At 72.7% G+C, this 10,034-nt stretch carries 2 protein-coding genes; both read left to right on the plus strand.

The genetic code is table 11. The annotated features are described in order from the left end of the window. The coding region (locus SMA5143A_RS24165) for a type I polyketide synthase (RefSeq protein WP_146193943.1) at positions 1-8,319 on the plus strand (8,319 nt) is incomplete at its 5' end. 27 nt (positions 8,320-8,346) lie between these two features. Further along, positions 8,347-10,034 (plus strand): beta-ketoacyl synthase N-terminal-like domain-containing protein (locus tag SMA5143A_RS24170; RefSeq protein ID WP_181361989.1); only part of this gene is annotated, 1,688 nt, incomplete at its 3' end.

The following is a 10,034-nucleotide window of genomic DNA, read 5'->3' on the forward strand; positions in this document are numbered from 1 at the left end:
GGGGTGCTGGATCTGGAGGACGCGGCGAAGCTGGTGGCCGCCCGTGCCCGGCTGATGCAGGCTCTGCCGGCCGGTGGCGCCATGATCACCACTACCGCCCCGGCGGAGACGGTGACGGTGCTGCTCACCGAGCGCACCTCCATCGCCGCGTACAACAGCCCCGCCAACACGGTGGTCTCCGGGGACGCGAAGGAGATCGCGGCGATAGGGGAGGCCCTCACCGAGCAGGGCCACCGTGTCCGGGAGCTGACGGTCTCCCACGCCTTCCATTCACCGTTGATGGACCCGGTCCTGGAGGAGTTCGCGGCCGTCGCCGAGACGGTGACGTACCGTGAGCCGGGCATCCCTGTCGTGCCCGCAGGGGAAGGCGACCCGCTCACGCCGGGCTACTGGGTGCGGCACATCCGTGACTCGGTCCGTTTCGAGCAGGCCGTCCGTGCCCTCGCCGACCAGGGCGTCACCACGTACCTGGAGCTGGGCCCGGCCCCGCACCTGACCTCGGCCGTCAACGACACCCTCGACACCACGGCCTGCGTCCCCACCCTCCGCGCCAACGACCCCGAGCCCCGCACCCTTCTCACCGCCCTCGCCGAGCTCCACGTCCGCGGCACGGCCGTCGACTGGTCAGCGCTCCTGCCCGGTGGCAAGCACGTCGAGCTGCCCACCTACGCCTTCCAGCACCAGCGCTACTGGCTCGACGCCACCCGCGCCGCCACCGACGCGACCGATCTCGGTCTGGTGGACCCCGAGCACCCGCTGCTCGGGGCCATGACGGAGGTCCCCGGCTCAGGCGTCGTGGTGTTCACCGCGAAGGTCTCCGTGCGGGAGCACCCGTGGCTCGGCGATCCCGTCGCCGCGAGCTGTGGCCTGGCCGAACTGGCGCTGCACGCCGCGCGGGAGACCGGCTGGGCCGGGGTGGAGGAACTCGTCGTCGAAGCGCCGCTCGTCTACCTGGAGCGGGCCGCCGCGGCGCACCTTCAGGTCGCCGTCGACAAGGACGGAGGCCTGACCGTTCACTCCCGGTCCGACGACGACCCGGGCGCGCCCTGGGCCCGCCACGCCACCGGAACCCTCGCCACCGCCGTACTCGAGCCCCCTGCCCCGTTCGCCCCTGACGCGGAGTACGAGCAACTGGACCTGCCCGAGGCAGACCACGAGGACGCCGAGCGCTACGGCCTTCACCCGGCACTCCTCGCCGCCGCCCTGCACACCCTTCGGACCGAGGCGAACTTCCCCTCGCGGTGGACCGGGCTCCGGCTGCACGCGGCGGGTGCCACGCGGTTGCGCGCACTCATCACCCCCGCGGGTGACGGCCGCGTCTCGTGCCGCTTCGCGGACGCCACCGGCGGGCCGCTCGCCTCCGTCGACTCCATCGAGCTCGCCCCGGCGCCCACCACCGTCTCCCCGGCGGAGTCGTTGTACCGCCTCACGTGGACGCCCTCGCAGGCACCCACCACCCCGGTCGACGCGACGGCGACCATCGCGAGCCCGCAGGACGTCCGGCGGCTCGCCGCCGCCGAACGAGTACCGGAGCTGGTCCGGCTCGACCTGCGCGATGCAATCGACCAGCCGGACCCGGCCGCCGCGCACACCCTGACCACCCGTGTGCTGGACCTCCTGCAGACGTGGCTGGCCGAGCCCGCGCTCGAAGAGACGCACCTGCTGGTGGTCACCCACGGAGCCGTGGCGACGACCGCGGACGAGCCCGTCACCGACCTCGCTGCCGCGGCCGCACGGGGCCTCGTCCAGTCGGCGCAGTCGGAGAACCCCGGCCGCATCACCCTGGTCGACACGGACGCCGTGAGCGAGAAGGCCGTGGTGGACATCCCGGCCGGGGAGCCCCAACTCGCCCTGCGCGCGGGCGTTCCGCACGCCCCGAGGCTCGTCCGCGCCGAGGTCGCCCCCCGGGAGCCGATCACCCTCGACCCGGACCGTACCGTCCTGATCACGGGTGGCACCGGCTCGCTCGGCCGTCTCCTCGCCCGCCACCTGGTGACCGGGCACGGCGTCCGCGACCTCCTCCTCGTCAGCCGCCGCGGTCCCGACGCCCCCGGAGCCGACGACCTCCACGCCGAACTCACCGCCCTCGGCGCGAACGTCCGCATCGAGTCCTGCGACATCACCGACCGGGACGCGCTCGCCGGGCTCCTCACCGGCACCCCGCTCACCGCCGTCATCCACACCGCCGCGGTCTTCAACAACGGCGTCATCAACTCGTACTCCGCCGACCGCCTGAAGCAGGTCCTGACGCCCAAGGTCGACGCGGCGTGGTACCTGCACGAGCTGACCCGGGACCACGGCCTCGACGCGTTCATGGTCTTCTCGTCCGCGACGGGAGCCGTCCTGGGCGCGCCCGGACAGGGCGGCTACGCGGCGGCCAACGCCTACCTCGACGCCCTCGCCGAGCACCGTCGTACGCTCGGCCTGCCGACGACCTCACTGGCGTGGGGTCTGTGGGAACAGGCTCGGGGCCTCTTCACCCACGCCGACCTCCAGCGCATCGAACGGGCGGGCATGGTCGGCCTGTCCGACCAGCAGGGCCTGAAGCTCTTCGACGCGTCCCTGAGCACCGACGAACCCGTGGTGATACCGACGAAGCTGGACTTCGCCGCCCTGCGCGCGCTGGGCGCGAAGGGTGAACTGCCCGCCGTCTTCGGTGAACTCGTCCGTACGGTCCGCCGTGCGGCCAACTCCACCCCCGAGGCGACCGACGACCTGGCCGCACGGCTCGCCGCACTGTCGGACGACGACGCGCAGCGCCATCTGCTCGACCTCGTCCGTGCCGAGGTCGCGGTCGTGCTCGGGCACGCCTCCGCCGCCGACATCGAGTCCGGGCGGGCGTTCAGCGACCTCGGATTCGACTCGCTGACGGCCGTCGAACTGCGCAACCGGCTCGTCTCCCGCACCGGGATACGACTGCCCGCGACGCTCGTCTTCGACCACCCCAACCCCACGGCGCTGGCACGGCAGTTGAAGGACGAGCTGACCGGCGGTGGTGCCACGGCGGCAGCACGGACCGGGGACGGGAGGATCGCCACCACGGCCGCCGACGAACCGATCGCGATCGTCGGCATGGCCTGCCGACTGCCCGGCGGGGTGCGTTCCGCGGAGGAGCTGTGGGACCTGGTGGCTGCCGGCCGCGACGCCGTCACCGGCTTCCCCTCCGACCGTGGCTGGGACCTGGACGCGCTGTTCGCCACGGAGCCCGACCGGACGGGTACCTCCTCCACCCGTGAGGGCGGCTTCCTCACCGACGCCGGCGGCTTCGACGCGGGCTTCTTCGGGATCTCGCCGCGCGAGGCGCTGGCCATGGACCCCCAGCAGCGGCTGCTGCTGGAGACGTCGTGGGAGGCGTTCGAGCACGCCCGGATCGATCCGGTCGGGCTGCGCGGCAGCGACATCGGGGTGTTCGCCGGCGTCACGCACCAGGGGTACGGCGCGTTCCCCGGTGACGTGCCGAAGGAACTCGAAGGCTTCATGGTCACCGGAGCGTCGAGCAGCGTCGTCTCCGGGCGTATCGCCTACACGTTCGGCTTCGAAGGGCCCGCGGTCGCCCTCGACACCGCGTGCTCGTCGTCGCTCGTTGCGACACATCTGGCGGTCCAGTCGCTGCGTGCGGGGGAGTGCTCGATGGCGCTCGCGGGTGGCGCGGCCGTGATGGTCGGTCCCGGGGCGTTCGTGGAGTTCTCGCGGCAGCGCGCCCTGTCGGCGGACGGCCGTTGCAAGGCGTTCTCGGCGTCCGCCGACGGCACCGGCTGGGCCGAGGGCATCGGTATGGTGCTGCTGGAGCGGCTGTCGGACGCCAGGCGCAAGGGGCACCGGGTGCTGGCCGTCATCCGTGGCTCGGCGGTCAACCAGGACGGCGCCTCCAACGGCCTCACCGCCCCCAACGGCCCCTCCCAGCAGCGCGTCATCCGGCAGGCCCTGGCGAACGCCGGTCTGTCCCCGTCCGACGTGGACGCGGTCGAGGCCCATGGCACGGGCACCACGCTCGGCGACCCCATCGAGGCGCAGGCACTGCTGGCGACGTACGGGCAGGACCGTTCGCAGGACCGGCCGCTGTGGCTCGGTTCGCTGAAGTCCAACCTGGGCCACACCCAGAACACCTCGGGTGTCGCGGGCGTGATCAAGATGGTGCAGGCGATGCGGCACGGCGTGCTGCCGCGCACGTTGCATGTGCACGAGCCGACGCCTCAGGTGGACTGGTCGGCGGGCGCGGTGGAACTGTTGACCGAGGCCCGCGACTGGCCCGAGGTGGACCGACCTCGACGAGCGGCCGTGTCGTCCTTCGGGATGAGCGGAACGAACGCCCATCTGATCCTGGAACAGGCCCCTGAGCCCGAACCGGATGACGAGCCCGCCGCCGTGGACGAACCGCATGTCGTGGCCCTGCCGTTGTCGGCGCGGAGCCGTGGTGCCCTCGGGGACCAGGCTCGTCAACTCCTCGAACATCTGAGGGAGGCCGGGCCCCGGCTGGTGGACGTCGGCCATTCGCTGGTCGCGACCCGTGCCACTCATGCGCATCGCGCGGTGGTGGTCGGCACGGGAGCCGAACAGATCCGGGCGGCGCTCGGTGCGCTGGCACGGGGTGAGGAGCACCCCGGGGTTGTCACGGGTGTCGCGGGTGCCGCCGGTTCGGACGGGAAGGTCGTGTTCGTCTTCCCGGGGCAGGGGAGTCGGTGGGTCGGCATGGCTGCCGAGCTTCTCGAGTCCTCGCCGGTGTTCGCGGAGCACCTGCGTGCGTGCGCGGAGGTGTTGAATCCGTTGACGGGCTGGTCGCTGCTGGATGCGCTGCGTGGCGGTGACCTGGAGCGCGTGGACGTGGTGCAGCCGGCGACGTTCGCGGTGATGACCGGTCTGGCGGTGCTGTGGCGGTATCACGGAGTGGTTCCGGATGCCGTCGTGGGACATTCGCAGGGCGAGATCGCGGCGGCGTACGCGGCGGGGGCGTTGAGTCTCGCGGACGCGGCGAGGGTGGTGGCGTTGCGCAGCCAGGCCATCGCCGAGCGGCTGGCGGGGCTCGGTGGCATGATCCACCTCACGCTCGGCCGGGAGGAGACGGCAGAGCTTCTGACGTCCTGGCAGGGCCGTCTGGAGATCGCGGCGGTCAACGGACCCGCGTCCACGGTGGTGGCGGGCGACATCGACGCGGTGGACGAGCTGCTCGCGCACTGCGCGGGTGAGCACGTGCAGGCCAGGCGAATTCCGGTGGACTACGCCTCCCACACCCACCACGTCGAGGGCATCCGCGAGGAACTCCTCACCGCCCTGGACGGGATCGAGCCGAGGGCGGCATCAGTGCCGCTGTACTCCACGGTGGACGGTACCTGGCTCGACACCACGGTCATGACGGCCGAGTACTGGTACCGCAACCTGCGCCGGACGGTCGGCTTCCACACCGCGATCGAGTCCCTGGCGGCCCAGGGGCACAGGGTCTTCGTCGAGGCGAGCCCGCACCCGGTCCTCACCCACAGCGTCCAGGACACGGTCGAGGGCGCCCTCGCGACCGGCACCCTGCGCCGTGACCAGGGCACGCTCGCGGACTTCACCGCCGCCCTCGCCCGCCTCCACACAGGCGGCGTTCCGGTCACCTGGCACCACGAGAGCACCACGACCGTGGACCTGCCGACCTATCCCTTCCAGCATGAGCACTACTGGCTGGAAGCGACACCGACGGGCGACGTCACCGCCGCCGGCCTGTCCACGGCGGAGCACCCGTTGCTGGCGGCCGAGACGGAGCTCCCCGACTCCGGTGGACGCCTGTTCACGGCTCAGCTGTCCCTCACGTCCCAGCCCTGGCTGGCCGACCCGGCGGTGACCGGCGCGGCACTCGTCGAGCTCACACTCCACGCGGCGACGGCCGTCGGCGCACGGAGCATCGACGAGCTGGTCATCAGCACCCCGCTCCTCCTCCCCGGACAGGGAGCGGTGCACCTGCACATCACCACCAGGCCGGCACGGGACGACCACCGGCACACGCTGACCATCCACTCCCGGGCGGCCGCCGACCCAGGCGCCCGCTGGACGCTCCACGCGGAAGCCACGCTGAGCCAGAGCACCGGCGTCACCGCGGTGAACGACTCGGACGCCTCCGAGGCCGTACTGCCCGACGAGTTGACCGGGGACGCCGAGCACTACGGCATCCACCCGGCGCTGCTCGCCGCCGGGGTACCTGCGTCGGTGACCGGTGACGGCACGCCGTTGCTGCCGTTGCGCTGGAAGGGCGTCACCCTGCACGCGACGGGCGCGACGCGGCTTCGCGTCCGTACGGGCTCGGCGTCCGAACAGGAGGGCGTGGCCTACGAGCTCGCCGACACGACCGGTGAGCCCGTCCTCTCCGTCGCGGAGGTGACCCTTCTCCCGGTCCGGGCGGAGTCGCTGGAGGTGTACGAAGCGCGCGAGGCCCGTCAGCTGGCCTATCACCTGGCGTGGACGGAGACGCCCGCCGATGCCGCCGCGCGTGACGACGCCCGCCCCGTGCTCGTGGAGAGCCCGGACGCCCTCCGCGAGCTGGCCGCAGCACCCCCGGCCCTGCTGCGGCTGGACGTTCGAGGGGGAGACGCGGCGTCCGTACCGGAGGCCACCGGGAACGTACTGTCGATGCTCCAGGCCTGGCTGGGCGAACCGGCGCTGGACGACACCCGTCTGCTCGTCACGACCCACGGTGCCGTGAGCACCGGCGACGACGACCCGGTGCGGGATCTGGCGGGAGCGGCGGTGTGGGGTCTGGTGCGTTCCGCGCAGTCGGAGCACCCCGGCCGCATCACGCTCGTCGACGTTCTCGGTTCCCTCGACGAAGAGCGGGAGTCCGGGCTCGCCACCGGTGAGCCGCAGGCCGCCGTCCGTGACGGCAGGACGTACGTCCCCCGCCTCGTACGCGCGGACATGCCACCCGTGCCGGCCGCGGAACCGGCACCGGACACGTCAGGCACGTCGCGCACTCCGGCCACCGGACCGCTGAACAGCCCCCTGGACCCCGACGGCACGGCCCTCGTCGTCGGGGGGACCGGCGCCCTCGGCCGACGCGTCGCCCACCACCTCGTCACCCGGCACGGAGTCCGCAACCTGCTGCTCGTCAGCCGCACCGGCCCCGACGCACCCGGAGCGAAGGAACTCCTGGAGGAACTCACCGCCGCCGCCGAAGCCCTCGGCACCGGCGACGCGCACATACGCATCGAGGCCTGCGACGCCGCGGAGCGCACCGCTCTGGCCGCGGCACTCGACACCGTTCCGGCCACCGCACCCCTCACCGCGGTCGTCCACGCGGCGGGCGTGCTCGACGACGCGGTGATCACGACCCTGACCCCGGACCGGCTGACCACGGTCCTCGCGGCCAAGGCCGACGTCGCCTGGAACCTGCACGAGCTGACCGAGGAGCGGGGAGACCGCCTCGACGCCTTCGTCCTGTTCTCCTCGGCGGGCGCCCTCGTGCTCGGCTCCCCCGGCCAGGGCAACCACGCCGCGGCGAACGCCTTCCTCGACGCGCTGGCGCAGCACCGGCGCGCGCACGGGCTGCCCGCGGTGTCCCTGGCCTGGGGGCCGTGGACCGACGGCATGAGCGGCAGGCTCGACGGCACCGCGAAGCAGCGACTGACGCGCGGCGGACTCGCCGAACTCACCCCGGAACAGGGCCTCGCGCTGTTCGACCTCGGACTCGGCGCACCCGACGCGGTGACCGTGGCGAGCAGGCTCGCGTCCGCGGCCCTGCGGTCCCAGGCCGCGAACGGCACCCTTCCCGCCGTCCTCGACGAGCTGTTCCCACGCCTGCGCAGGGCGGCCGGGACGGCGGAGGCGGACTCCTCGAAGTCCCTGGCCGCGCGGCTCGCCGAGCTCGAGGACACCGAGCGGCGCGAGTACGTGCTGCGCATCGTGTGCGGCCAGGCCGCCACGGTCCTCGGGCACGCCTCACCGGACGGCATCGAGGCGGACAGGGCCTTCAACGAGGTCGGCTTCGACTCCCTCACCGCGGTCGAACTGCGCAACCGACTCGCCACGGCCACGGGCCTGCGGCTGCCCGCGACCCTGCTGTTCGACCACCCCACCCCGGTGGCGCTCGTCGAGCACCTTCTCGCCGAGGTGGCCCCGGAGGACGACGAGGACCCGATCCTCACCGAGCTGGACCGGCTGGAGGCGCTGGCCGCCGCCCTGCCGCCCGAGCACATCGAACACATCCGGCAGACGGGGATCGTGGCGCGACTACAGACCCTGACCGCGAAGCTGAACGGCGCCGGCCCCGCTACGGCCGTCGCCGACCGGCTCGAAGACGCCTCCGTCGATGACGTCCTGGACTTCATCGACAGCGAGTTCGGCAACGCCTGAGAGCTTGAGAGATTGGTGACAGCAGCGATGGCAAACGACGAGAAGATTGTCAAGTATCTCAAGCGGGTGACGGCGGACCTGCACCAGGCGCGCCAGCACATCTCCGAGCTCGAATCGCAGAAGTACGAGCCGGTCGCGATCGTCGGCATGGCGTGCCGCCTCCCCGGCGGCGTCGCCTCGCCGGACGACCTCTGGGACCTCGTGGCGCAGGGCCGCGACGGCATCAGGCCTTTCCCCGCCGACCGGGGCTGGGACCTGGACAAGCTCTACCATCCCGACCCCGACCACCCCGGAACGTCGTACGCCCGCGACGGAGGATTCCTCGACGACGTCGCCGACTTCGACCCCGCGTTCTTCGGGATCTCACCACGTGAGGCCCTGGCGATGGACCCGCAGCAGCGGCAGATGCTGGAGACGACCTGGGAGAGCATCGAGCACGCCGGTATCGACCCCACGTCGCTACGGGGCGCCGACGTCGGCGTCTTCACCGGTGTCTCCTACCAGGACTATCTGAGCCGGCTCGCCGAAGTTCCCAAGGGCCTCGAGGGCTTCCTCCTCACCGGCGGCTCCAACAGCGTCCTCTCCGGCCGGATCGCCTACACCCTCGGCCTGGAAGGACCCGCGGTCGCCCTCGACACCGCCTGCTCGTCCTCGCTCGTCGCCCTCCACCTCGCCGTTCAGGCCCTGAGGTCGGGAGAGTGCTCGATGGCCCTCGCCGGTGGCGTCGCCGTGATGACCACACCGAACGCCTTCCTGGAGTTCTCCCGCCAGCGCGGCCTCGCCCGCAACGGCCGCTGCAAGTCCTTCGCCGCCTCGGCGGACGGCACCGGCTGGGCCGAGGGCGTCGGCGTCGTACTGCTCGAACGGCTCTCGGACGCCCAGCGGGCCGGTCGCCGCATCCTGGCCGTGGTCCGGGGCTCGGCCGTGAACCAGGACGGCGCCTCCAACGGCCTCACCGCCCCCAACGGACCCTCCCAGCAGCGCGTCATCCGCCAGGCGCTCGCGAGTGCCCGGCTCACCTCGACGGATGTCGACGCCGTGGAGGCCCACGGCACCGGAACGACGCTCGGTGACCCCATCGAGGCGCAGGCCATCCTCGCCACCTACGGCCAGAACCGCCCCGACGGCCGACCGCTGCTGCTCGGCTCCCTGAAGTCGAACATCGGTCACGCGCAGGCCGCGGCCGGTGTCGCCGGTGTCATCAAGATGGTGCAGGCGATGCGGCACGGCGTGCTGCCACGCACCCTGCACGTCGACGAGCCGACCCCGCAGGTGGACTGGTCGGCGGGCGCGGTGGAACTGCTGACCGAGGCCCGCGACTGGCCCGAGAACGGTCGCCCGAGGCGCGCGGCTGTCTCCTCCTTCGGCGTCAGCGGCACCAACGCCCACGTCGTTCTCGAACAGGCCCCCGAGGCGGACCCCGAGGCGGACCCCGAGACGGAGCCCGCTGCCGAGCCGCCGGTGACGGCGCTGGCGCTCTCCGGCCGAGGGCGGGCCGCGCTGGCCGCCCAGGCACGGCGGCTGCTGGACGTCGTGGAGTCCGTGGAGAACGGCCGCCTCGCCGATGTCGGGTACTCGCTGGCCACCACGCGCGCCCGGTTCTCCGATCGTGCTGTGATCGTGGCGGGCGACCGGGAGAGGGCACGGGAGGCGCTGGCGGCGCTGGCCCAGGGCGAGACCCACCCCGATGTCGTCACGGGGCAGGCCGTGGCGGG

It is taken from the genome of Streptomyces sp. MA5143a, assembly GCF_900290235.1.
In the GTDB taxonomy this organism is placed as follows: domain Bacteria; phylum Actinomycetota; class Actinomycetes; order Streptomycetales; family Streptomycetaceae; genus Streptomyces.